25 protein-coding genes are annotated in these 23930 nt (G+C 54.4%); 8 read left to right on the top strand and 17 right to left on the bottom strand.

Features of this window, described 5'->3' with window-relative positions:
- Positions 1-3: 3 nt before the first annotated feature.
- The 5 genes from nadD to PSCS_RS07140 all read right to left on the bottom strand — a co-directional run bounded on the left by nadD (position 4) and on the right by PSCS_RS07140 (position 4363).
- A complete protein-coding gene (gene nadD / locus PSCS_RS07160; protein WP_068811254.1) occupies positions 4-723 on the bottom strand; it encodes a nicotinate (nicotinamide) nucleotide adenylyltransferase in 720 nt (239 codons plus the stop codon).
- Positions 720-2021, bottom strand: coding sequence for a glutamate-5-semialdehyde dehydrogenase (locus PSCS_RS07155; RefSeq protein WP_082866435.1), 1302 nt, complete (start codon positions 2019-2021; stop codon positions 720-722). The genes nadD and PSCS_RS07155 overlap by 4 nt, the downstream gene beginning before the upstream one ends.
- Before the next feature lie 154 nt (positions 2022-2175).
- The gene (locus PSCS_RS07150) at positions 2176-3135 is read right to left on the bottom strand and encodes a YbgA family protein (RefSeq protein ID WP_068811252.1); all 960 of its coding nucleotides are present in this window, start codon (positions 3133-3135) and stop codon (positions 2176-2178) included.
- Positions 3136-3171: 36 nt separating this feature from the next.
- Positions 3172-3498 (bottom strand): GIY-YIG nuclease family protein, encoded by a 327-nt coding sequence (locus PSCS_RS07145; protein ID WP_068811250.1) that lies wholly within the window; start codon positions 3496-3498, stop codon positions 3172-3174.
- Positions 3491-4363, bottom strand: coding sequence for an MBL fold metallo-hydrolase (locus PSCS_RS07140; RefSeq protein WP_082866425.1), 873 nt, complete (start codon positions 4361-4363; stop codon positions 3491-3493). Before PSCS_RS07140 ends, PSCS_RS07145 begins: the two co-directional genes overlap by 8 nt.
- Before the next feature lie 262 nt (positions 4364-4625).
- Between PSCS_RS07140 and PSCS_RS07135 the strand changes: the two genes are divergently transcribed.
- The 4 genes from PSCS_RS07135 to PSCS_RS07120 are packed head-to-tail and all read left to right on the top strand — an operon-like array spanning position 4626 to position 8442.
- A complete protein-coding gene (locus tag PSCS_RS07135) occupies positions 4626-5807 on the top strand; it encodes a phosphoglycerate dehydrogenase (protein WP_068811248.1) in 1182 nt (393 codons plus the stop codon).
- Between the two features lie 48 nt (positions 5808-5855).
- Positions 5856-6944, top strand: coding sequence for a 3-phosphoserine/phosphohydroxythreonine transaminase (serC, locus tag PSCS_RS07130; protein ID WP_068811246.1), 1089 nt, complete (start codon positions 5856-5858; stop codon positions 6942-6944).
- Positions 6941-7444 (top strand): transcription elongation factor GreB, encoded by a 504-nt coding sequence (gene greB / locus PSCS_RS07125; protein ID WP_068811244.1) that lies wholly within the window; start codon positions 6941-6943, stop codon positions 7442-7444. The genes serC and greB overlap by 4 nt, the downstream gene beginning before the upstream one ends.
- A complete protein-coding gene (locus PSCS_RS07120) occupies positions 7444-8442 on the top strand; it encodes a GlxA family transcriptional regulator (protein WP_068811242.1) in 999 nt (332 codons plus the stop codon). Before greB ends, PSCS_RS07120 begins: the two co-directional genes overlap by 1 nt.
- Here the strand turns inward: PSCS_RS07120 and PSCS_RS07115 are convergent.
- The 4 genes from PSCS_RS07115 to PSCS_RS07100 all read right to left on the bottom strand — a co-directional run bounded on the left by PSCS_RS07115 (position 8439) and on the right by PSCS_RS07100 (position 11382).
- Entirely contained in the window at positions 8439-8690 is a 252-nt protein-coding gene (locus PSCS_RS07115) for a DUF1244 domain-containing protein (protein ID WP_068811240.1), read from the bottom strand. The genes PSCS_RS07120 and PSCS_RS07115 overlap by 4 nt on opposite strands.
- Before the next feature lie 279 nt (positions 8691-8969).
- Positions 8970-9389 (bottom strand): HPF/RaiA family ribosome-associated protein, encoded by a 420-nt coding sequence (locus PSCS_RS07110; protein WP_068811238.1) that lies wholly within the window; start codon positions 9387-9389, stop codon positions 8970-8972.
- 252 nt (positions 9390-9641) lie between these two features.
- Entirely contained in the window at positions 9642-10712 is a 1071-nt protein-coding gene (locus PSCS_RS07105) for a lytic murein transglycosylase (protein ID WP_082866426.1), read from the bottom strand.
- Between the two features lie 91 nt (positions 10713-10803).
- Complete coding sequence (locus PSCS_RS07100; protein ID WP_229694681.1) at positions 10804-11382, bottom strand: M15 family metallopeptidase; 579 nt, start codon at positions 11380-11382, stop codon at positions 10804-10806.
- A gap of 118 nt (positions 11383-11500) precedes the next feature.
- On the opposite strand from PSCS_RS07100, the gene PSCS_RS07095 reads away from it, so the two are divergent.
- Positions 11501-13435: a beta-ketoacyl synthase gene (locus PSCS_RS07095; RefSeq protein WP_068811237.1), complete on the top strand. Its 1935-nt coding sequence runs from the start codon at positions 11501-11503 to the stop codon at positions 13433-13435.
- Here PSCS_RS07095 and PSCS_RS07090 read toward each other — a convergent pair.
- The 5 genes from PSCS_RS07090 to PSCS_RS07070 all read right to left on the bottom strand — a co-directional run bounded on the left by PSCS_RS07090 (position 13432) and on the right by PSCS_RS07070 (position 16981).
- On the bottom strand, positions 13432-13935 hold the full coding sequence (locus PSCS_RS07090) for a periplasmic heavy metal sensor (RefSeq protein ID WP_068811235.1): 504 nt from the start codon (positions 13933-13935) through the stop codon (positions 13432-13434). The genes PSCS_RS07095 and PSCS_RS07090 overlap by 4 nt on opposite strands.
- Entirely contained in the window at positions 13932-14321 is a 390-nt protein-coding gene (locus PSCS_RS07085) for a hypothetical protein (RefSeq protein WP_068811233.1), read from the bottom strand. The genes PSCS_RS07090 and PSCS_RS07085 overlap by 4 nt, the downstream gene beginning before the upstream one ends.
- A complete protein-coding gene (locus PSCS_RS07080; RefSeq protein ID WP_068811231.1) occupies positions 14305-14862 on the bottom strand; it encodes a sigma-70 family RNA polymerase sigma factor in 558 nt (185 codons plus the stop codon). The genes PSCS_RS07085 and PSCS_RS07080 overlap by 17 nt, the downstream gene beginning before the upstream one ends.
- Before the next feature lie 45 nt (positions 14863-14907).
- Positions 14908-15324 (bottom strand): EF-hand domain-containing protein, encoded by a 417-nt coding sequence (locus PSCS_RS07075; RefSeq protein ID WP_068811230.1) that lies wholly within the window; start codon positions 15322-15324, stop codon positions 14908-14910.
- Positions 15325-15451: 127 nt separating this feature from the next.
- Entirely contained in the window at positions 15452-16981 is a 1530-nt protein-coding gene (locus PSCS_RS07070) for a fumarate hydratase (protein ID WP_068811228.1), read from the bottom strand.
- A gap of 303 nt (positions 16982-17284) precedes the next feature.
- Here PSCS_RS07070 and PSCS_RS07065 point away from each other — a divergent pair, with 303 nt between their 5' ends.
- The 3 genes from PSCS_RS07065 to PSCS_RS07055 are packed head-to-tail and all read left to right on the top strand — an operon-like array spanning position 17285 to position 21307.
- A complete protein-coding gene (locus PSCS_RS07065) occupies positions 17285-17872 on the top strand; it encodes a (2Fe-2S)-binding protein (protein ID WP_229694680.1) in 588 nt (195 codons plus the stop codon).
- Positions 17869-20307 carry a xanthine dehydrogenase family protein molybdopterin-binding subunit gene (locus tag PSCS_RS07060; RefSeq protein ID WP_068811226.1) on the top strand — a complete coding sequence of 813 codons (2439 nt, stop codon included), beginning with the start codon at positions 17869-17871 and terminating at the stop codon, positions 20305-20307. The genes PSCS_RS07065 and PSCS_RS07060 overlap by 4 nt, the downstream gene beginning before the upstream one ends.
- Before the next feature lie 10 nt (positions 20308-20317).
- Positions 20318-21307 (top strand): FAD binding domain-containing protein, encoded by a 990-nt coding sequence (locus tag PSCS_RS07055; RefSeq protein ID WP_068811224.1) that lies wholly within the window; start codon positions 20318-20320, stop codon positions 21305-21307.
- A 204-nt stretch (positions 21308-21511) separates the two neighbouring features.
- Here the strand turns inward: PSCS_RS07055 and PSCS_RS16250 are convergent, their stop codons facing one another.
- From PSCS_RS16250 to PSCS_RS07045, 3 genes are all read right to left on the bottom strand, one after another.
- Positions 21512-21646, bottom strand: coding sequence for a hypothetical protein (locus tag PSCS_RS16250; protein WP_267890010.1), 135 nt, complete (start codon positions 21644-21646; stop codon positions 21512-21514).
- 271 nt (positions 21647-21917) lie between these two features.
- On the bottom strand, positions 21918-23387 hold the full coding sequence (locus PSCS_RS07050) for a M56 family metallopeptidase (RefSeq protein ID WP_068811223.1): 1470 nt from the start codon (positions 23385-23387) through the stop codon (positions 21918-21920).
- Positions 23384-23884 (bottom strand): BlaI/MecI/CopY family transcriptional regulator, encoded by a 501-nt coding sequence (locus tag PSCS_RS07045; protein ID WP_068811221.1) that lies wholly within the window; start codon positions 23882-23884, stop codon positions 23384-23386. The genes PSCS_RS07050 and PSCS_RS07045 overlap by 4 nt, the downstream gene beginning before the upstream one ends.
- Positions 23885-23930: the final 46 nt, after the last annotated feature.

The raw sequence follows: 23930 nt of genomic DNA, 5'->3' as shown, positions 1-23930 counted from the left end.
ATGTTAATGCTCACGGTACAACGCATGTTGTTCAATGTAGGACAGCACAGCACTATCAAGCCATGAACTGTCTAATGCTTTACCGGGCGTTGTAGTACCTGATCCAGCACAATGGCTATCTGCCTTGTTGACAGCATTCGCCAGAGACGGTCTTTGCAGCAGCGCTTCACGGAGCATGGTCGAGGAGACCGGGTTATCCACTTCATCCAGTTGAAGAATATATCCCTGCTGCGCCTGAAACAGGGTTTCAACTGAATCCACGCCATATTCCAACAACAATGCATCGAGCTCAGGCCGGTAAAGTGCCTCGCCCTCCTCAGATCGCCGCGACATCACACAAATATGCGCATATTCAAGCAGTTGCCGCCAGTGATGCCATTGCGGAAGAGTACGAAAACTGTCTTCACCCTGAATAAAAACCAGGCTGGTAGCCGGAAACTGCGCTCGCATTTCGGCAAGCGTGTCTACGGTGTAGGACGTGCCTTTGCGCTGCAGCTCACGCTCATCAACCATCAGACCAGGCAGACCATCGATGGCCAGACGGAGCATATTGGCCCGATGTATGGCACCGGCGCTGGCACTGGCCTTGTGATTGGGTATGGCGCAGGGCACCAGTCTGACCTCATCCAGTTTCAATTCAGACTGGACCGCCAGTGCTACTTCCACATGGCCGCTGTGGACCGGATCAAACATGCCACCCAGCACGCCGACACGACGGCTCATTGCCGGATGTGGCCCTGTCCAAGCACAATGTATTTCTGTGATGTCAGCCCATCCAGACCAACCGGTCCGCGGGCATGGATCTTGTCGGTGGAAATGCCAATTTCAGCTCCCAGCCCATATTCAAAGCCATCGGCAAACCGGGTCGAGGCGTTAACCATCACCGAGCTTGAGTCGACTTCGCGCAGGAATCGCTGCGACCGGTCAAAATCCTCAGTGATAATCGACTCAGTGTGCGCTGAGCTGTATTGGTTGATATGGGCAATGGCTTCATCCAGTCCGCTGACCACTTTGATGGCCAGTACCGGCGCCAGGTATTCAGTTTCCCAGTCAGCCTCGCTGGCCGCGATGGCTTCATCGCCCAGGTAAGGCAGTGCCACAGGGCAACCCCGCATTTCCACACCGTGCGCATGATAACGCTCTGCCAGCAAGGGCAGCACAGTGCTGGCGATACCTTCGGCAACCAGTAACGTTTCCATGGTGTTACAGGTGCCATAACGCTGCGTCTTGGCGTTTTCCGCAACAGCAACTGCCTTGTCTACATCCGCTTTATCATCAATATAGACGTGACAATTACCATCCAGGTGCTTGATAACGGGCACACGCGCTTCATTGCTGATACGCTCGATCAGTCCCTTGCCACCGCGAGGCACAATCACATCGACAAATTCCGGCATGGTAATCAGTTTGCCTACCGCAGCACGGTCAGTGGTTTCCACCACCTGTACCGCTTCAGCAGGCAAGTCAGCCGCGGCCAGACCATGCCGGATACATTCGGCAATGGCCTGATTGGAGTGCCGGGCTTCCGAGCCACCGCGCAGGATCGCAGCATTACCCGATTTCAGGCAAAGACTGGCAGCCTCACAGGTCACATTGGGTCGTGATTCATAAATAATGCCAATCACACCCAGCGGCACACGCATTTTACCAACCTGGATACCACTGGGACGAAAACTCATATCACTGATGGCACCAACCGGATCCTGCAGGGCAACAACCTGGCGCAGGCCTTCTATCATGCCGTCTATGCGTGCCGGCGTCAGCGCCAGACGATCCAGCATGGCCGCATCAAGCCCTTTCTCACGACCCTGCTGCAAATCCTGTTCATTCGCCAGGTGCAGCGTCTCACGGCTGGCATCAATCGCATCAGCCATCGCCAACAAGGCGGTGTTTTTGGCAGCAGTCGAGGCGGCTGCCATTTGGCGCGATGCCTGACGGGCCTGCTGGCCAAGCCGAAGCATGTAGGCTTCAACATCCAACGTGGCATCGGCAACCACTGTGTTTTCTGATACAGCTTGCATTGTCATCCTATTAGTTTCAGAACCACTAATTTCGTAACCGCTAACTTCGCAACAGCAAAATTCTTGACGGCATTTTTCGCGAAAAGGCGGCTATTATAGCGGCCCAGGTGCGGTTACACCAAACAATCAGCCACCAAACCACCTCTGCGCAGACTTAAATCGCGTTCTGCAGCGCCATTTCCGCCGGATAGGGATGCATGTACCAGGAGTTGGCAATGTATTCATCAGGAAACTTGCGGAAGTAATGGTTCAACAAGGTAATCGGGACGATCAAAGGCACCGTACCATCCTGATACCGGGCAATCAGCTCTGTTAATTCCGCCTTGTCTTCCGGGGTCAGGTCGTTCTTCAGGTAACCCTGGACGTGTTGCAACACATTAACATGATCACCACGGCTGGCTGGCTTCTTCAGCGCTTTCATCAGGTCATAAACATAGTCTGCCGCAAATTCGGCCACTTCGGCCTTGTTGACCTTGGCCAGCTTCGGCCCCAGATCACGATAGGTTTTCTGGCAATGACTCAGCAGAATCAGCTTGTGACGGGCATGAAAATCGAGCAGCTTTTTCAAGGTCAGACCCGATGCCACCATATGCTTCCAGCGATCATAAACATAAACGCGCTGAATAAAATTCTCACGCAGCACGGAATCTCCCAGGCGCCCCTCTTCTTCCAGCGGCAACTCAGGAAACAGTTCCATAACGCGGGCGGCAAAGGCACCAACCCCGCTGCGCTCCGGCATACCGCCACTGTAGACTTTTACCCGCTCCATACCGCAACTGGGGGAATCCTTTTTAAGAATATAGCCACTCATGTCTTTCAGCCATTGTGCCTGTGCGTCCGCCGTTTCAGCCAGAGCTGGCGCATAATCGTGATCGGACTCGTCCTGGGGATCAACGACAGACAGTGCCTCACCTTCGCGCACAATCCGGATCGGGCGACGGGGAATGCCCAGACCGATATCCACTTCCGGACAAAAGCGGCGAAACTCAAAATATTGCCCCAGTGTTTGCTGAATATAGGAGTGACGTTTATGCCCCCCGTTGTAACGCACTTCATCACCTAACAGGCAGGCACTGATGCCCACCGGAATTTTGTTTTTTACAGCCTCAGACATAGATTCATTCTCTGTTTGTACTGCCAACCTGGGACGTCACTTTGTTATCTCTGTAACCGCTGTGGTCACCAAGCTGGCAGGTAATTTCCGGTTGCTGATCATGGTCAATTTTTCGGAACGGGAAAGTTGTTTTACCCGGTACTCCATCTTTAAGGCATTCCCTCTGTTACCAGCTTCGATACTGAAAACCAGTCGCAACGGCCCTCTGCCACGCAGGTAACGGGCTGTTTTGGCACCTTGTTGCTGGTGTTCACTAAACCGGCGCTGTACATCGGTACTCACGCCGGTATACAAACTACCGTCACCGCACTGGATCACGTAGAGCCACCAGAGCGCGGCGGTCTCACTTCCCTTTTCATCCATCGGCCTGGATTACCTTCCACTCTTTGTTGGCTTCATCGTGAGCTATACGTTTGTCTGCGACCAACTTGATCAGGTGCGCCAGCATGGTTTTGGCTGCCCAGGGCCAAAGACCCGGAGACACATCCTGATAAACCTGGCGAACCAGCGCTTCCACTGTCATAGCCTCACCGGATGTTTGCAGCGCGTTGAAAATTTTTTCTTCGCGTGCCAGACGATGCGCAATGACCCCCTGAATATTACCATCGGCGTCATCAATAATCTGACCGTGACCTGGCGCCAGCCGGTCACAGCGCATCCTCTGAATACGGCGCAGAGAGTCCATGTAAGCAGCCATGTCCCCGTCAGGCGGTAATATGACCGGTGTCGTCCCCTGCAATATGTGATCGCCGGTAAACAGCAGGCCCTCATCGGGCAGGAACCAGCAAATGTGGTTACCAACATGACCCGGTGTATAAATAGCCTGAATCTCGACATCAGCGATTTTCAGTACCTGCTGATCTTGCGGCTCAAGATCCGGCACAAACGTCTCATCCTGGTGCTGACTGTTGAGCGACGGCAACAAACCTACCAGGGACGCAGCTGTGGCATGGCGAATAGCCAGTGCGCCCGGGGAATGATCACCATGCGTATGGGTCACCAGCACACTGTCCAGTACATCATCTCCCAGCATGGACAGAATTCGCTGCCGGTGCGCTGGCACATCAGGGCCAGGATCCAGCAATATCCGTCTTGTGCTGCCAATCAGGTAAGTATTGGTTCCCGGCCCGGTCATCATGCCGGGGTTTGGACACAATATCCTGATAACAGGAATGCGCCGGGTTGGCACCCGAAAGACCTGCAGCATTTGCGTTTCCATATCAGTCATGCTGTCTCACTGTGGGTTTTGACTAAAACCGGTATTCGCCTCAAATTATCGCTCATGTTAGCCCTGAATATCAGTCATATCGACTTTCTGGCTGGTTTTTCAGTCCATTTCGCGTTATAACAGTCCACCTTTTTTGGCGACGGCCAAACAATCGATTTTGCTGCGGAAATCATCCGTCTGTCGGTTACTTCCGGTTATTTCGCTTAAACACCCAGCCTGACATAACAATGAAAAATACTGGCTAACGATCAGGGAACCCATCATGACAAAGATCAGAACCTACAACCAGATTTCATCCAAAGGCCTGGACCGCTTTGATCGCGCCCAGTACCAGGTCGGTGCCGACCAACAGGATGCCGATGCCATCGTGCTGCGCAGCCACAAGCTGGCCCCGGATGAGATTGAAAGCTCAGTGCGTGCCATCGCACGAGCCGGCGCGGGCACCAATAACGTGCCAGTGACTCATTGCACAGAGCGAGGCGTGGTTGTTTTCAACACCCCAGGCGCCAACGCCAATGCCGTAAAAGAACTGGTCCTGACCGGTATGCTGTTGTCCACTCGCGGCGTGATTCCAGGCATGGCGCATATCGCCAAACAGGCTGGCGGCAGTGACAATGCGGCGCTGTCGAAACAGATGGAAGCGGACAAAAAACAGTTTGCCGGCAATGAACTGGCTGGCAAAACACTGGGTATCATTGGCCTGGGCGCTATCGGCTCCATGGTTGCCGGTATGGCTATCGACCTGGGCATGACCGTACTGGGCTATGACCCGGCCCTGTCAGTTGACGCGGCCTGGAGACTGCCTAACCAGGTGCAGAAAATTGAAAACGTAACAGCATTGCTGGCTAACTCTGACTTTGTCACCCTGCACCTGCCCGTGCTGGACAGCACACGTAACCTGATCAATGATGAAATGGTTTCTGCCATGAAACCCGGCCTTTGCCTGCTGAATTTTGCCCGTGACGAAATCGTCGACCATGACGCCGTGATCAAGGGTCTGGATAACGGCCAGATCGGCCGTTACGTCAGCGACTTCCCTCGCTATGAGTTGATTGGCCGCGACGATGTCATCCTGACACCGCATATCGGCGCCTCAACCGCTGAAGCGGAAGAAAATTGCGCGGTCATGGCCGCAGAACAGCTGAAGGATTTCCTGGTCAATGGTAATATTCGCAACTCGGTGAACTTCCCGGCACTGTCTCTGGATCGTGTGCCTGGCGCAGAAACCGACACCCGCCTGGCAATAAGCAACAAGAACGTACCAGGCATGCTCGGCAAGATCCTTTCTGTACTGGCCGAGCAGGACATTAACGTGATCGACATGATCAACAAAAGCCGTGACGAAATTGCCTATACGTTGATTGACCTGGACAAGGCGCCAAGCAGTGCGGCTGCCGATGCCATCCGGGGCATCGAAGACGTTATCAACGTTACTGTACTTTAAGAAACCTCCGTTTAATTTTAGACCTCTGTTAACTTGGGAAGAGTAAAGATGAATCGCGTATACAATTTCGGTGCAGGTCCAGCCATGTTGCCGACCTCTGTCATGGAGCAGGCACAGAAGGATTTTCTGGACTGGAACGGCATGGGCTGCTCCGTGATCGAAATCAGCCACCGCAGCAAAGAGTTTGATGCCCTGGTCACCGAGACAGACGAACTGCTGCGCGAAGTGGCTGGTCTGCCAGATGATTTCGAAATCCTGTACATCCACGGCGGCGCACAACTGCAGTTTGCTGCTGTCCCGCTGAACCTGCTGGGTCTGAATCCGGCGCACAAGGCCGCTTACCTGGAAACCGGCAACTTTGCCGGTCTGGCCCGTAAAGAAGCCCAGCGTTTCGGCAATGTGACAGTGGCTGCGACCAGTGAAGACACTAACTTCAACCGCATTCCGGATTTTGATCCCAGCACGCTGGATGCAGATACCTCTTATGTCCACCTGACCAGCAACAACACCATCTTCGGTACGCGCTGGAACGAATTCCCCGACACGGGTGATATTCCGCTGGTGGCTGACATGACATCGGAACTGCTGTCCCGTCGTCTGAATTTTGACCAGTTTGGCGTTATCTTTGCCGGTCTGCAGAAGAACCTCGGTCCTTCCGGCATGGCCGTGGTACTGGTGCGCAAAAACCTGATCGGCAAGGCACTGGAGCAAACGCCCAGCCTGCTGAACTACAAGACCTATGCCGATGCACACTCCATGCCCAACACCATCAACACCTTCGCAGTGTACATGATGAACCTGATGCTGAAATGGCTGAAGGACCAGGGCGGTGTGGATGCCATTGAGAAGGTCAATGCGCAGAAGGCTGAGTTGCTGTACAACCTGATCGACAGCAACGACTTCTTCATCGGTACGGCTGACAAGGCACACCGCTCACACATGAACGTGACCTTCAACCTGGCTAACAGCGACCTGGACAAGCAGTTCGTGGCGGAAGCCGAAGCCGCTGGCCTGTACGCACTGAAAGGTCACCGCAAGGTTGGCGGTATCCGTGCCTCAATCTACAACGCCATGCCCCTGGCCGGCTGTGAAGCCCTGGCTGAGTTCATGAAGCAGTTTGCTGCCAAGCACGGATGAGCCGATACCGGCCACCGGCACCACCCAAGTCCAACTACCTGACCGCAGAGGGCGAAGCCCGACTGCGGCAGGAACTGGATTACCTCTGGCGCGATGAGCGCCCTCGCGTCACCCGCCAGGTCAGCGACGCCGCTGCCCTGGGTGACCGCTCCGAAAACGCCGAATACATCTACGGCAAGAAACGTCTCCGTGAAATCGACCGCCGCGTGCGCTACCTCAGCAAACGCCTGGAATCGGCCGTGGTTGTCAAAGACCCGCCCAGTGATCCCAGTAAGATTTACTTTGGCGCCTGGGTGACACTGGAAGATGAAGACGGCGAAGCACACACGTTTCGTATTGTCGGCCCAGACGAGATTGGTGAAAGCGAAGGCCTTATCAGCATGGATGCCCCGCTGGGCAAAAGTCTGTTCGGCAAGCAGGTCGACGATGAAATCCGGGTTCGCGCGCCTTCCGGTGTCACGCTATACTGGGTCACCGACATTCGCTACACAGACAGCTAATGGACCATATCAGCTTCCTGCTATTGCCGCAGGCGCTGGCGTCGAGTATCACCATATCCATGGAAATGCTCAATGCCGCCGACACCATTCACAGCCTCAAACAGCGCCAGCGCCCTGGACAGCTCACGCTGGTCACCGTTGCGGAAAGCCGCCGCCCCATGCAGGTCAATGCCGGTCTGACACTGCAACCTGCGGCAGCCCTGGCTGATGTCGATGATACCCACCTGATATTCATCCCGGCACTGTGGGGGAACCCTTCTGCTATCGTGCGCCGTCACCCGGAGATCGTCGCCTGGATACAGAAACAGTATGAGAACGGTGCCACTTTCTGCAGCGTCGGTACCGGCAGTTACTTTCTGGCGGAAGCCGGACTGCTGGATGAACGAGTCGCCACCACACACTGGCGATACTTCAAGGATTTTTCCCAGCGCTTCCCGCAGATACAGCTACAGCGCAAGCGCTTCATTACCCGCCAGGACAGACTCTATTGTACTGGCAGCGTCAATGCGGTGCGTGACGTCATGCTGCATTTTGTCGAACGCATTTTTGACAGTGCCGTTGCTGATGAAGTGTCACGTCACTTCACTCACGAACTCAAGCGCTCTTATGAGTCCCTGCTATTGCAGGCGGACCCCTTCAACAGCCACCACGACGAGTTGATCATCAAAGTCCAGGAGTGGTTGCACCGGCATTACGCCGACCATGTGGTCTTTACCGACGTCGCTGCCGAATTCGATCTCAACCCCCGCACGTTTTATCGCCGCTTTCGCCAGGCGACTAACCAGAGCCCCAAAGCCTACCTGCAGGAAATTCGCATCAGCCAGGCGCGGGAGCTGCTCAAACACAGCAATCTGGCTGTCTCAGAAATCGGCTTTGCCGTGGGCTACCAGGACAGCAGCTACTTTACGGAGCTGTATCGCAAGCGCCACGGGGTGACGCCGAATGCCTATCGGCGGCTGGTTAGGACGAAGTTGTTTAATGTGGAAGAGTCAGATTAACGCGGCGTTTGATACTTCTCCTTCCACTCACTATAAGGCATCCCGTAAACATATTCCCGCGCCTGATCGTAGTCGACATCCATGCCCTCTTCCTGGGCAGCTGCAGCGTACCACTTTGACAGGCAGTTACGGCAGAAACCGGTCAGGTTCATCATATCGATATTCTGCACCTCCTTGTTGTCGTCCAGGTGTTTCAGCAGACGGCGAAAGGCGGCGGCTTCGGCGGCTTGTTGGGCGTTATCACTCATGGGTATCTCCCTCTTAAAAAAACAGATTCATGAAACAAACAGATTCATTGCATGGAAAGTGTCGGCAAAAAAAGATAGCTGCTCCAGCCTAGCTGGCCTTTCACTTTCCTCCGGCCATTAAAAAACCGGGTGATGAGGCGATTATAAAGGAATCGTCGCTCTTTCACCCGGCTCTGTTGTTCAGTGTCAGCATTTACACAGGATAAATGTGCGTTACCTCACTGAGTGTTTCCTGCTGCATGAATATACTGTCGGCAGGAAAAACGCTTTCATGCGGCCTCAGCCGTAAGCGCTCTGATATTCTGGTTCGTCGTCAAGATCGTCGTCGACAACCATTTCTTCCGCCACAGCATCAGGGTTCTTGTGCACGGCGGCTTTGCGGTGTTTTTTATCCACGGATTTCAATTGTCGCTCTGCCGCATTAAAGGCATCACGAATGGCCACATACAGATCTTCGTGGGCATGGTTATCATGCTGTTCCTGGGTCACCATCACAGGCTTGTTGGGAGTTTGCAACTCCAGCGCTACAGAATACACTTTGCCTTTATGGTGGTTATTGTGCGGACAGTCCAGGACTACTCGGCCACCGATAATATCGCTACAGTATCGACGCAGTTTATCGACTCTTTTTTGCACCGCTTCGGTGATGGAGTCGGATTGTTCGATATTGTGATAAACAATTTGAAATTCATTGGACATAATTGTGTGTCTCCTGATCGTTTCTGTGACAAGTCAAAACAACACTTCTTTTTGTCGGTAATGTCCTCCTCTACATATTTCCCTATTAATATTTACGTATTTATATTTGCGCATTCCTGTTTACATATTTATGGTTGCGCAGACCTATATTTTTCAGGTCTTACTTCGGCTTTCTTCCCTCTCTCATTTTCGACTTCAGCGCTCGACGGCTGAGAGGATCACCTGGCGCTTTCTTGATTCACTCACTTCACATTAATAGCTGTCAGCCAGATGTGCAACAGCTAACGCATAGTTATTGGCACAGTTGTAGGACAAAATGGCGCGAAAGTTATCATAGGTCAAAAAAGTCGGACCGGTGTCATCATCCGGACGGACAATAGAGCCCCGGATATCGGATTGAGGCAGGTTACCGCCATCCACCCGGCGGAAGCCATCGGCCTGCCAGTCAGTCACTGGCTGCTGGATACTGTGAACCCGCAAACGGCTGCAGCCGTAGGACACATCAGCAGGTTGATGCCACTGTGCCTGACGTGTTTCATAGTCACCAGGCAAGCGGACTTCGCGCCCCCAGCGAATACCGGGCTGCCAGCCAGCCTCGCGCAGATAGTTGGCGATCGAGGCAAACACATCGGCTTCGGTGGTCCAGATATCCCGGCGACCATCGTCATTAAAATCAACAGCATACTGACGGAAACTGCTGGGCATAAACTGGCTCTGCCCCATGGCTCCAGCCCAGGACCCTTTCATGTCTGCATGCGAGATATGGCCTTCCTGCAGGATACGCAGAGCCTGCATTAGTTCGTTGCGGAAAAAATCGGCGCGACGCGGATCATAAGCCAGCGTGACCAGGGCCTGAATCACATCTTCACCGCCAGTGAAGTTACCGTAGTTGGTTTCTATGCCCCAGATGGCGACAATAATACGGGCAGGAACACCGTACTCAGCAGCAACCTGCTCCAGGATTTCGCGGTGTTGCGCCAGGCGTTCACGACCGGTCTGAATGCGCCAGTCGGTGACCCGGCGATCAAGATACATCTGATAAGTTTCGACAAACTCAGCCTGGTTGCGATCATTATCGACCACGCGTTGAATGGGGGTAACGTTCACCAGGGTCTGGTTGATGATGGCGTCACTGATACCTGCTGCGCGTGCCTCGTCGATAAACGACTGCAACCACCGCTGGAACTCAGGATCAGCTTGCTCACTCGAAGAATTTTGTGAGTTGGTATCGCCGGCAGTTTGATCTTCCTGGGCGTGTACCTGACCAATCGGCCATAAAAGGATGAAACAAATGGACCAAAAGGCAGTCCCAATTCTTATCATGCAATCTAACTCCTTCACTGACTTTCAGCCTACTCTTTTCTCTGGCATTTGATCAAGCGTTATTGGTGAAAACTGTTCTTGGCGAAAACAGCTATTGATTGAAACACCAGTGCCAGGGCTCGTAGCTGATGATTCCTGATCTCTCTTTTGGATAGGACAACGAAAACTGGAATTGTGCTGCATTTTTTTGCAACCAGGCAAAAGCACCGGTCTCCTCAAACTGGATTTGCAGCGGTGGTGTGTCCACCGTGGTAATGTCGAGTGCACGACCACTGTGGTGCTCGCTGTAGCCCGGAGCAGCATTGACAGTTAACAGTTCTGACAGGGCTCGCCCATCGCGAATTTTGCGACGCAGCAAATCAGCCTGATAGTAGTGGCTGCGAAAACCCGACACCGGCAACAGATCCACGCCATCCCCAGCGGCGGCTGAACGCATTTCCTCCCAGGCTTCCCGGGCTGTCGGTTCAAGACGCAGCAAACGACCGAAACAGTCCTCACCAACAATAGCCAGGGACTCGGGTTCAGCAAAGAAGATCAATCCGGTGATTTCAGCATAATCCGGCGGAATACCCAGACATTCATGCATTTCCGGCAGGGACAGGCCCTCGTGCAAGCGAGCCAGGCTCTGCTCATCCGGCGTCTCCAAACGCTGCAATGTCTCATTTACCATGTTAAATTTCCCATTAACCATAATATCAAAATATGACAATCCTTTATATTGAGTGTCGCATTTTGCCAATTGTCCGTCAGCCCAGGATCGACCAGACAGGATAGACTAGGAGAGAGATATGACCGCATTACCCGTCATTGTAGGATTTGGTGGCATCAACCCGGCTGGCCGCAGCTCCGCCCACCATGGCTACCGTCGACTGGTACTGGACAATCTCTCGACCGCAGATGCTCGCGACACCAAAGCCAGCCTGGCCAGCCTGATGGGGCTGTTGCACTGGCACAATGGCCAGTGGCTGAATACGCAAAAACAGCCGGTCGAGCTGGACAGCTATCTGACTGAGCTTGAGCCCATTCTGAAAGCTGGCACCCTGATTCGCAAGCTGGAAAATGACCGCTTCGACCCGAACCATATCCCCTTTCATAAAAAGGCCCGACTCACTGGCACCGATGGCGAATCCATCCGTTTCCGTATTCGTCGCAATCAGTTACCCGATCAGATACCCATGGGCTGGTTGATCAGCGATGCCGATGACGGGCAAGTCGATGTGGAAGTTCACAATGGCCTGGATGTACTGACCGAAAGCGTGCGCCCCAGCCCGGTCAATGCCGCCGGTCAGCTACCCAGCGGATTTGACCCCAAAACCCTGTACCAGTCACGCAACCACCCGCGTGGCTTGCAGATGACAGTGTTCGGCGCCAGCGATGCCATTCAGTCGCTGGGCTTTGACTGGGATCAGGTACTGAATCACGTGTCAGTCGAACAGATCAGCGTTTACGCCGGCAGCAGCATGAGTCAGCTGGACTACGAAGGTAATGGCGGCCTGATGCAGGCGCGCCTGCTGGGCAACCGCGTTTCGTCCAAGCAGCTGGCGTTAGGTTTTGCCGAAATGCCGGCGGATTTCATCAATGCCTATGTGCTGGGCAACCTGGGCACCACAGGTACCAACGCAGCCGCTTGTGCCACCTTCCTTTATAACCTGCGGCAGGCAATCCGCGACATTCGCAGTGGTACTCACCGCATTGCGGTAGTTGGTACCGCAGAAGCGCCGATCCTGCCCGAAGTGATTGATGGCTACACCACCATGGGCGCCCTGGTAAATGACAAAGCGCTACAGGCACTGGATGAGCACCTGGGGCTGACAGCACCGGATTTCCGCAGAGCCTGCCGTCCCTTTGGTCTCAACGCCGGCTTCACGCTGGGTGAGTCTGCGCAGTTTATTGTGCTTTGCGACGACAAATTGGCACTGGAGCTTGGCGCCAACATTCATGGCTCTGTGAACGATGTCTTTGTCAACGCTGATGGCTTCAAAAAATCCATCTCCAGCCCTGGTGTGGGCAACTACCTGACCATGGCCCAGGCTGCTGCAGCAACCGCAAACGTAATCGGCGAGAAAGGCCTGCGCGAGCGCAGTTACGTTCAGGCCCATGGCACCGGAACACCGCAAAACCGGATTACCGAATCGCATATTTTCAGCACCATGGCCAAAAACTGGGGTATCGAAAAGTGGCCGGTGACGGCACTGAAAACCTATATCGGCCACTCGCTGGCTTCTGCTTCAGCAGACCAGTTGGTGTCGAGTCTGGGTCTGTGGCAGTACGGCTGGATGCCTGGCATCACCACCGTCGACCAGCTCGCCGAGGACGTGCACACTGAAGGACTGGACTTTCTGCTGCAAAACCGTGAAGTCGGCGCCCAGGCCATGGACGCAGTGATACTCAATGCCAAAGGCTTTGGTGGCAATAACGCCAGTGCCTCAGTGCTGGCCCCGCACGTGACCCAGCGCATGCTGGAGAAACGTCATGGCAAAGCGGCCATCAGCGAGTGGCAAAAGAAAAATGAAGCGGTCGCGCAGGCAAGCCGCGATTACGATAGCGCCAAAACACGTGGCGAGACATCACTGATTTATCGCTTCGGTGACCAGGTAATCGATGGCATGGAAGACGGTGCGGTGGCCATGACACCTGATTCGATCAGCATCAAAGGTTTTGCACGCAAGGTGACTTTACCGAAAGACTCTGCCTACGCCGACATGCTGGAAACAGATAACTAACGGCGCTCAGCATCTGGCCGCCCCTCCCTGCCATCACGTAGGCGGCGTAAGGGTGGCCTGCGCTCTGTCATAAACTGCATAACACGGCGCCGCTGTTCCGCTGGCATTTGTACCAGCACATCAGCCAGTTGCTCGTGCATCACCTGCTGATAGTTTTCATTTGCCTGACGCAGGTCGGCCAGCGCAGCAACAGTGGCCGCCTTATCCATCGTTTCCGCCATCAACTCTCTGCTGACATTACGCTGCTCGCGGATCAGTTGCAGGCGTGCTGGGCGCAGCGCCTGATTCATAGTCTGCAGTTCTGGTAACAATGCCTGGCGCTGACCTGAAGCCAGGTCACCAGTGAGCCACTGCAGATTAACTGATTCTGAAGCCGGCGGGCGCTCAGGCTCAGGTCCTGGGCGAAAGATTCGACTCGATAACATACCCATCAAAAACAGATTAACGGCCAGTGATATCAACAAAATGCCAATTACGCGTTTATCAGTCAGCTTGATCACGGCGCTGCCTCCATCTCGTTCAACTCGCCCGCAGCGATGTCACTCGAAACATCGCCAAATGCCAGGTAATACCATTCGGTTTCTGCCGTCATGGTCATTTCCTCGGTACCCGATGGCAGCACTTGCCCTATTGAAACACCCAAAGCCATAGGCAGAAGTGCCAGAAATGCCAAGCGGCTCAGGCGCCAGTTGGCTGACAGCTGCTCAGGCCATAATGTCGCCAAAAGCTGCGTAACCAGCGTACTGACTGACTGGCGAGGGTATGTATCAGGAATGGCGTTCAGTCGTTGCTGCAACCCTGGGAATGACGGTTCGTCGGCAGCATGCTGCTTCAGCATCTCCGTCACCTCTGCTGTGTTATGCAAATCATCACCCTGGTGATCCATTGCCTTCCCCTTTCATTGAACGCTTTATTGACTGCCTGGCCCGAACAAGTAACGATTCCAGAGCCCGGACAGAAACACCAACGACTTCAGCTGCTTCACGGTTGCTCAGTGACTGATAGTGTACAAGCACCAGAGCACTGCGTTGCCGCTCAGGCAACAGCATCAAGGCCTCGTGCAGTAGCTGCTTGACCCGCTCGTCTTCAACAGGATCGCCAGACTCTGATGAATCAGCTCGGACTGAATCCTCACCTGGTAACAACGAAGGTGCTGAAGGCCCTGTTCGACGTAAATAGTCCATGCAGAGATTATGAGCAATCCGGTGTAACCAGGTGGTCAGGGATGCTTTTTCGGGCCGCCAGTCACTGGCCCTGGTCCATAAGCGAATAAATGTTTCCTGAGCGATATCTTCAGCCAGCGACTCATCACCCAGAAGCCGCCAGGCATACACAGCAATAGCGCGCCCATGGCGCGCTACGGCCTGTTGATAGGCTTGCTGATCGCCCCCGGCGATAGCGGATGCCAGCGCCTGATCGCTCAGCATAGGTCTCCTGTTGATTCCAGCGGTATCGATAGCAAGCCTGGTTGATTACTGCCCCTGACTGCGGCGCTCCATGATGCGTTCACGTTGATCATCGGACAGTCGTCGACCACGACCCTCGCGGTCCCGACGAGGCGGACGCAACTCATCTTCACTCAACAACTGATCACCGTCCTGGTCCAGGCGCAAAAATAATTGCTCCTGCATCTCTTCAGCGGTCACATTACCATCGCCATTAGTGTCCATACGATCGAGCCGGGGCGTTGGCAATGTCATGAACTCATCAAAGTCCAGACTGCCATCACCATTAGCGTCCAGTTCAGAAAAGTCGATTCGTTCAGGACGCGGCCCGTGCCGCCCTTCACCGCCTTCCTCTCCATCAGCCGCAACGGCCAGCGCAGGCACCATGGCTGCTATCACTGCAGTAGCGATGAAGAGTCGCTTCAGGGAAATAAGGTCTGTCATAGTAAGTCTCCTTGTTTTGACCTGCCCAGGCAGGTTTCAAAGACTTATACGCAGACCTCTTACAATTCCCGTCGGTCGGATTGATTTTATTTCAACCCGACCATTCCGGGACTTACTGATTAAGATCTTACTTCACTTCCACAGGCCGGGCTTCCATGATTTTGGCATGCCATTCAGCAGGGCCGGTCTGGTGGACCGAACTGCCTTCCACATCCACCGCCACTGTCACCGGCATGTCTTCGACTTCAAACTCGTGAATGGCTTCCATGCCCAGCTCTTCAAAAGCGACGATCTTTGCCTCGCGAATCGCTTTGGACACCAGGTACGCCGCACCGCCAACTGCCATCAGATATACCGCACGGTGCTTCTTGATGGCATCAATCGCCACCTGGCCACGTTCGGCCTTGCCAATCATGCCCAGCAGTCCGGTTTTTTCCAGCACGGTGTCAGTAAATTTGTCCATACGCGTTGCCGTGGTCGGACCCGCTGGTCCAATCACTTCATCACGTACCGCATCAACGGGGCCCACGTAATAGATAAACTTGCCTTTCAGGTCTACACCTTCAGGCAGGGACTCACCACGATTGAACATATCAACCAGACGCTTGTGGGCAGCGTCACGGCCGGTCAGCATTTTGCCGGACAGCAGCAAAGTCTCACCCGGCTTCCAGCTTTCGATCTCTTCCTGGGTGACCGTATCCAGATTGACTCGACGGGCCGTGGGACCAGCATCCCAGGTAATCTCTGGCCACTCTTCCAGTTTTGGTGGCTGCAAATCAGCAGGACCACTGCCATCGAGCACAAAATGTGCATGACGTGTCGCGGCACAGTTAGGAATCATGGCAACTGGCAGAGAAGCAGCGTGTGTGGGGTAGTCTTTGATTTTGACATCCAGCACCGTCGTCAGACCGCCCAGACCTTGTGCACCAATGCCCAGTTCGTTAACACGATCCATGATTTCCAGGCGCAGCTCTTCAATGCGGTTTTGCGGACCACGCGCACGAAGCTCATGGATATCGACTGGATCCATCAGTGACTCTTTGGCCAGCACGGCTGCTTTTTCTGCTGTGCCACCAATACCTATGCCCAGCATACCGGGCGGGCACCAGCCTGCCCCCATGGTCGGCACGGTTTTCAGCACCCAGTCGACAATGCTGTCACTGGGGTTGAGCATAACCATTTTAGACTTGTTCTCGGAGCCACCACCTTTCGCCGCCACCGTAATGTCAAGCTTGTCACCGGCCACCACTTCCATATGAATAACAGCTGGTGTGTTGTCCTTGGTGTTTTTACGCGCTCCAGCCGGATCTTCCAGGATCGATGCCCGCAGCACATTATCCGGGTGGGTGTAGGCGCGGCGCACGCCCTCATTGATCATGTCACTGAGGCTCATGCTGGCATCGGCCCACTGTACATTCATGCCGATTTTTACAAACACCGTCACGATACCGGTGTCCTGGCAGATAGGACGCTTGCCCTCTGCACACATACGGGAATTGATCAGAATCTGCGCCATGGCATCCTTGGCAGCCTGGGATTCCTCTCGCTCGTAGGCTTCATTCACGGCCTGGATAAAATCCAGGGGGTGATAGTAGGAAATATACTGCAGCGCATCGGCTACGCTCTGAATTACATCGTCTTGCTTAATGACTGTCATGAATGTGGTCCCGACTTTCCTAACCTGCTGTTTTTTAGCAGGACTGGGTGAGTGGTTGGAGAAAAACGGCAGGCAGTTTACCATAAACGGGACAAGAGACGCCGCAGGGCGTATACTGATCTTGCGAAGGCTAATGCTGAGACCCACGATTTCACTGCCCTAATCGGCACAAATTGTGACATTTTATATTTGGGACTTGATCCTGAATGCAATCAGGCTTAGCGTTAGCATCTGGGGAAAATAACATTCAGCTAGACCAGCTATAGTCTCCGTCAATCACGAAAACAAATGGAGAATCCATCCGTGAATGCCAAACTCACACGCAGACGATTTATTAAAGGCGTCATATTTGTTGGCGCAGCTGCTTCCAGTGGCGCCGGATTCTATCTCGCCAGTGCGGCCAACCGGCCAGCAGGTGGGGTAGAACGCCTTATCACTCTAAACATTAACGGTCGCTCGCGACGCGTTGATGTTATGCCACAAGAAACGCTGGCACACACCCTGCGCTACAAACTGGGTCTTACCGGCACCAAACTGGGCTGCAACCGCGGCGAGTGTGGTGCTTGTACCGTGCTTATCGATGATGTTACCAACTACGCATGCTCGACACTGACGCACATGGTCAAAAGTCGCCAAGTAACGACTGTGGAAGGACTGCGTGCGGCAGATGGAACGCTGCACCCTGTACAGCAGGCGTTTATCGAAGAGTTGAGCCCGCAGTGTGGTTTCTGTACCCCCGGCCAGATTATGGCGACCGTGTCCTTGCTGAAGAGCAACCCACGGCCGAGCCGCGACGAAGCGCGTAAAGCGTTGTCCGGTAACCTGTGCCGATGTGGAGCTTATGATCACTATCTGAATGGCGTGATGCGCGCCTCGGGGCAATTGTCATGACGTATAAATTACTTGGTAAAAACTTTACGCCGCCCGATATCGAAGCAAAGGTAACGGGTGCGGCTCGCTACGCTGAAGATTTCCGTAAAGAAGGCATGGTATTCGCACGGCTGTTGACCAGCCCGCTGCCCGCCGGCCGAATCATCAGCATCGACACATCTGAAGCGGAAGCAATGGAAGGTGTTGTTGGCATTCTGTCAACAGAAGACCTGCCACAGGCGGCGCCTCCGGCCAACCCGCCACTCGCTTCTGAGCACATCACCTATATTGGTCAGCCCATTCTGGCAGTGGCTGCCATCACTGAAGAAATCGCGGAAGCGGCCATTGAAAGAATCCGAATTGAGTTCGAGCGTCGTCCTTTCGTGACGGATCCCCTGGATACCCTGGTTGAAGGTGGCGCGAACCCATACCCGAACGGTAACACACTGATCCGTAACGCCGGTGCCGCCGCTGCAGGTACCACTGCATCGGGCACCGACGTTGGTGAGATCAAATGGTCACGCGACGCGATCAACGCTTTTCGTGCCGGTCGTGAGCCAGCAGGCGCCAACTACGGCGAAGAGTGGGAAATCGGTAGCGTTGCTGATGGCTTCGCCAACTGCTCCACTATCGTTGAAGAGCCATTCGTGACCATCGGCCAGCCTCACCACGCGCTTGAGCCGCGTACCGGTATGGCTTACTGGGAAAACGGCCGCTGCTACTTCCATGGCTCACTGCAAAGTCACACCATTGCAGTAGCACCTCTGGCAGGCATGCTGGGCATTGATCCTGCCAACCTGGTATTCATCAACGAATACACGGGTGGTGGTTTTGGCGGCAAGATCTTCCCTTACCCCATCATGGCGGTAACCGGTCATCTGGCGCGCAAGATCAACCGCCCGGTGCAGCTGCGTATCACCCGTGAAGAAGAGTTCTATATTGGTTCTGCGCGCTCAGGCATGCAGGGCTGGATGAAACTGGGTCTGAAAGACGATGGTACAGTTGGTGCTGTCGACATGATCGTTGTCGGTGACGCCGGTTCCGGTGGTGGTGCCAGCGGTGGTTCAGCTGCCGAACACGTATCACTGATGCTGCAACCCGAAACCATGCGCTTCCGTGGCGTCACCCTGTACACCAACACCACACCGCGTGGTGCACAGCGTGGCCCAGGTCAGAACGAAATGGCTGCCGTACTGGCCCCCATCTTCGACAAGGCAATTCGTCAGGCCGGTCTCGACCGCATGGAGGTGCGTCACATGAACGCGCCCATTAGTTCCGATACGGTTGGCCCACATCACACGGAACTGACCAGCGCATTCATGCCAAAAGCGATTGAAATGGGTGCCGAACTGTTCAACTGGAACGAGAAAAAAGCCCGTTCCGGCCAACGCAACGGCAACAAGGTAACCGGTATCGGTATCGGCATGGGATTCCACCCGGCAGGCGCCAGTGGCTACGACGGTCTGTGCCGCATTGGTACAGATGGCAAGCTCTACATGCATACTGGTGTTGGCAACCTTGGCACCTACTCTTACGCCTCTGTCACACGTGTTGCGGCTGAGACGCTGAAAGTTGACTGGGAAAACTGTGAAATCGTTCGTGGTAACACGGATCGTCACCTGCCTTACAGCACGTATCAGGCCGGTAGCAACACGATGTTCACAGAAGCCCGAACCAACCATCTGGCGGCACTGGATGCCATCCGTAAGCTGAAAGAAATTGCAGCCGCGGAGCTCGGTGGCGTGGCCGATGACTACGACATCGATGGTGCCCGTGTGTTTGCAACAGCAGACAACAGCCGTGGCATGACCTATGGCGAAGCAGCACAGGCAGCTATCAACATGGGCGGGGAGTACAGCGGTGAGACCTACCCTGACAACCTGAACGATGTCACCAAACGTGCCGTTGAAGGTCTGGCTGGTACTGGCTTGATTGGCGTCGTCAAAGACTCTCGTCATGAAGGTATGCCACCATCAATGGCTATCGGCTTTATGGAAATCGAACTGGATACCCAGACGGGCAAATACGAAATCGTTGATTACAGCTGCGTTGCAGACTGTGGCACGATCGTACACCCGATGGGCTTCCGTCAGAGCATGAACGGTGGTGGCGTCTGGGGTGTCGGCATGTCCGGCTACGAGCGTCACGTTTACGACCGTCAGAATGGTCTGCCTGCCAACGTAGGCCTGTACCAGGCACGTATCCCGTCCTATCTGGACGTGCCACTGACCAACAACGTTGGTGCGGTGAACGAGCCTGATCCACAGAGCCCTGTTGGTACACGTGGTGTCGGCGAGCCGGCCCAGGGTTGTGCCGCGGCAGCATTGACCAGTGCGATTGCTGATGCACTGGATGGTCACCTGTTCAACCGGGCTCCGGTAACGCCTGACATGATTCTTAACCATGTCGCGCAGAACGGGTTTAATACCGGCGATCTGAAAACGAATACATTCTGAGGGTAACACTATGCCATCTTATGACAACATGCCCGAAATGGAGCTTTATCAGCCGGTGCAGATCCAGGACGCTGTCTCTCTGGCAGCACGTCTGGCTGAACGTGGTTGGCTGGTTGGCGGTGGTCAGGACACCTACGGGTGGATTAAAGACCGCGCCAAACGCCCTGAAGCTCTGATTGACCTGACTGGAATCGAATCCATGCGCGGCATTCGCGAGACTGCCGACGGCATTGAGATTGGAGCCCTGACAACACTGACAGAGATCCACTCGAACGACATGATCCGTTCACAGTACGGTGTACTGGCCGAAGCAGCAGAAGCTGTGGCCAGCCCGCAGATCCGTAACGTCGGCACACTGGCCGGCAACGTCTCTCAGGACGTTCGCTGCTGGTACTACCGTCGCGGTCTGCAGTGCTACCGTGCCGGTGGTAACCTCTGCTACGCCGACACGCCGGAAGGCCAGAACCGCGAACACGCGCTGTTCAATGCCAGCCGTTGTGTGGCGGTCACGCCTAGTGACACTGGCCCTGCGCTGGTTGCACTGGAAGCGACCATGGTTATCAACAGCGAAAGCGGTGAACGCACTGTTGCTGCTGAAGACTTTTTCGTTGGACCCGATGTCGATATCGAGAACCCGACAGTTCTGCGTTCCGGTGAAATCCTGACAGCAGTTCGCATTCCAGCCAAGTGGGCTAATGCTGACTACTTCTATGAGAAAGTCGCCGACCGAAACGTCTGGGACTTCGCTCTGGTCAGCCTGGCTTCGGTCATGCGCATTGAAGGCGGCAACATCGCCGACTCACGCATGGTCTGTGGCGCGGTTGAGTGCACACCTCGCCGTCTGACAGCCGTTGAATCAGCTGTACGTGGCATGCCTCGCAATAAAGCCACCGCCGACTCTGTCGCCGGTATGGCCAGCGAAGGTGCACGTCCGCTGAACTTCAACCACTTCAAGATGCCATTGATGGATAACCTGGTTGAGCGGTCTCTGACAGCTTAATCCGGCACATTGATGGCCGCTGAGGCGGCTTGAATGTGAAACAAAGAAGGGTGAGATCCTCGGGTCTTGCCCTTTTTTGTACCTGCTCGTTTTGAATGGGGAGCGGCCAGGACATCATGGATCAAATGGCTGACGGCCACAGCACACCGGGTGACGCTCGGCGGGCGGAAACTCAGCCTGACGGCTTTAAACAGTCCGCCCGCTTTATCGAGCGACACCCGATGCGCTAAACGTAGCCTGATTGTCAGCCATTTGATCCATGATGCCCTGTCCTTGTGCCTGCCCTAGATGCCCTGCCGTAGCATTTTGATGCTTGCCACTCATTACAAAAGCTTCCATGGCCAATACCAGGCTTTGTCTCATTAACAACCTGATATCAAAACCCAAATAAAGTCCAGCCGCTGGCACAGTCAGAGGCCTCTCTGGGCATGCTCGTAGGTATCGCTGCCAGTCAGACCACGCATTGCCTGTTGCTACTCACCCGAAACCGCAACCGAACTGTCTGAGCCGTCAGGCGAGTTTTCGGTTGCCGGGGGAGTAGCGACAGGCAGTGGTCGGCAGCGATACCTACGAGCATGCCCAGAGAGGCCGTCAAAAGTACGACACGACGTTATTCGTCATCCATGGTAAAACGGAAGACATACTGAACATTCGGCACAGCAACCGGCTGCCCATTGACGACTCTAGGCTGGAAGCGGAATTGCGCAATGGCGGCCTTGGCGCTTTCGTCGAAGACTTGCAACGGTTCAGCATCCACCATGGAAATGGAACTCACAGGCACTGTACCCTCCTCCGAAACGGTAAACTTCACTTGCGCCCAACCCTCAATGCCTTCATCAGCAGCGGCAGGTGGATAGGCAGCTTCAACCTGATGCATCGGCCTGATTTCCTGGTCAACTTCACGAGGAGCAGGCTCTCTGGCTGCGCTGGGCGCTTGGGCGACTTGTTGGGGGCTGGCTGGTTGCTCCATCAAGCTCGGCAGGGCCGGTTGATCCACCTGGTTGGCTCTTGGAGGCTGTTCGGGCTGTCGCTCCTGCGCTGACAGTATGGGATTAAATGCAAGAACTGACAGCATTAACAGGGACAAGGCACTACTGCCCCAAATCGTCTTTTTCGTGAGTTGTGCATTCTGGTTAGTTTTCATTGTTGTCTCCTTTAACACTTGATTAAGTCGAGCTTTCAGGGTGTTGCGGTCGAACATAAGTTGTGCCGGCAACCAATTTGACGGTGATGGTTGCTGCTGACACTGTTGGCAGCTGTGGGCGACGCCCATCAGGCTTTCGGCATAGGTGATCTGGTCCCGTCCCTGGTTAACGACATCCTGATCGCAGCGGCTTTCAGTCACTGCCAGTAATCTGTTTTGTGCTAACCAGACCATAGGATTGGCCCAAAACAGTGCGCACAGTACATGCGTGAGCATCAACACTAGCCAGTCATTGCGACGCAGGTGGCAAAGCTCATGCAGCAAGACATCAGTCATGGCACTATCACTCCATTGCTGATGGTTTGCAGGCAATACGATAGTGCCCTGCTGCCATCCGAACGAGATGGGCGAGTCGATTTTCTCGCTAACCAGGATCCTGACTTCCTTCTTGATATTTAATTGCTGCACGCAGCGGTTTAATTCGAGCTCTAAATTGCACGACCTGACTGGCATAGCCGTTGACTGCAGTTGCATCAACCGAAAGTACGAGAACCCAAGTTTCAGTATCAGGTAGAGTGCAACCAGGGCGTATATACCAAGTGCCACAGCCACAAAATTCTGACTGCTGAAATTGGCTGACTGTCCGGCCATGACAGTCACTTCAAATACGGGTGAGACCACCCCGGTCAAGGGAGCTGCACGTTGCAACGTCAGGGAAAGTAAAGGCAGTACCGGTAACGCCAGCAACAGGAAAAATGCACACTGCCAGAGCACAACGGACATCACAGGTTGATATCCACGCAAATATTTTCTGGCGCCCAGTTCTACCACTGACAACACCCCCAGCACGAAAAGTGACTGAGCCAGCAATGCCGTTAAATAGCTCAACGCCGGAGAGGCCCCAATGGCGCTCAGGAAAAGATCGCTGCTGATCATACCGACCTCCCGTCTGAGCTCTGCTGACTCTTAGCAGACTCTTTAGATACCGGCTCTTCAGTTAAAGCAACCTCAGAGGCAGCACCTTCCCCGTCCTGTTGCTTCGCTTCTCTTTCTTTCGCTTCTCTTTTCTTCGCTGCAATAATATCTGCCAGTTCCTGCAATTCTTCATCAGAGAGATTCCTGGCAGACATATCCAGCAATGAGTTCACGGCCCGTAATGGCGAGTCATCAAAGAATGTCTGTAGCAGGTGGTTCAACGCTGACTTGGAGGCCTTTTCTCTGGTCTGCAACGGGTAATAGACATACTTGAGTCCACTTTCCCGGTGGGCAACATGGCCTTTTTCCACCAGCTTGCCAATCAGGGTGCGGACCGATGAGTAACTCGGTGCATCCTCCATCTCGGCCATGACATCTTTGGCACTGGCCTCTTCCAGGCGATACAGAATATCCATGATCTGTCGTTCGCGGCGGCTGAGTTTGTTGGGTTTGGTCATGGTATTACTCGCTATATATCTGAAACTGTTTCGCTAGACTTCATGT

This window comes from Pseudohongiella nitratireducens (genome assembly GCF_001642735.1).
GTDB lineage: Bacteria > Pseudomonadota > Gammaproteobacteria > Pseudomonadales > Pseudohongiellaceae > Pseudohongiella > Pseudohongiella nitratireducens.
The sequence above is the reverse complement of the archived record's forward strand: the minus strand, read 5'-3'. Positions and strand labels throughout refer to the sequence as shown.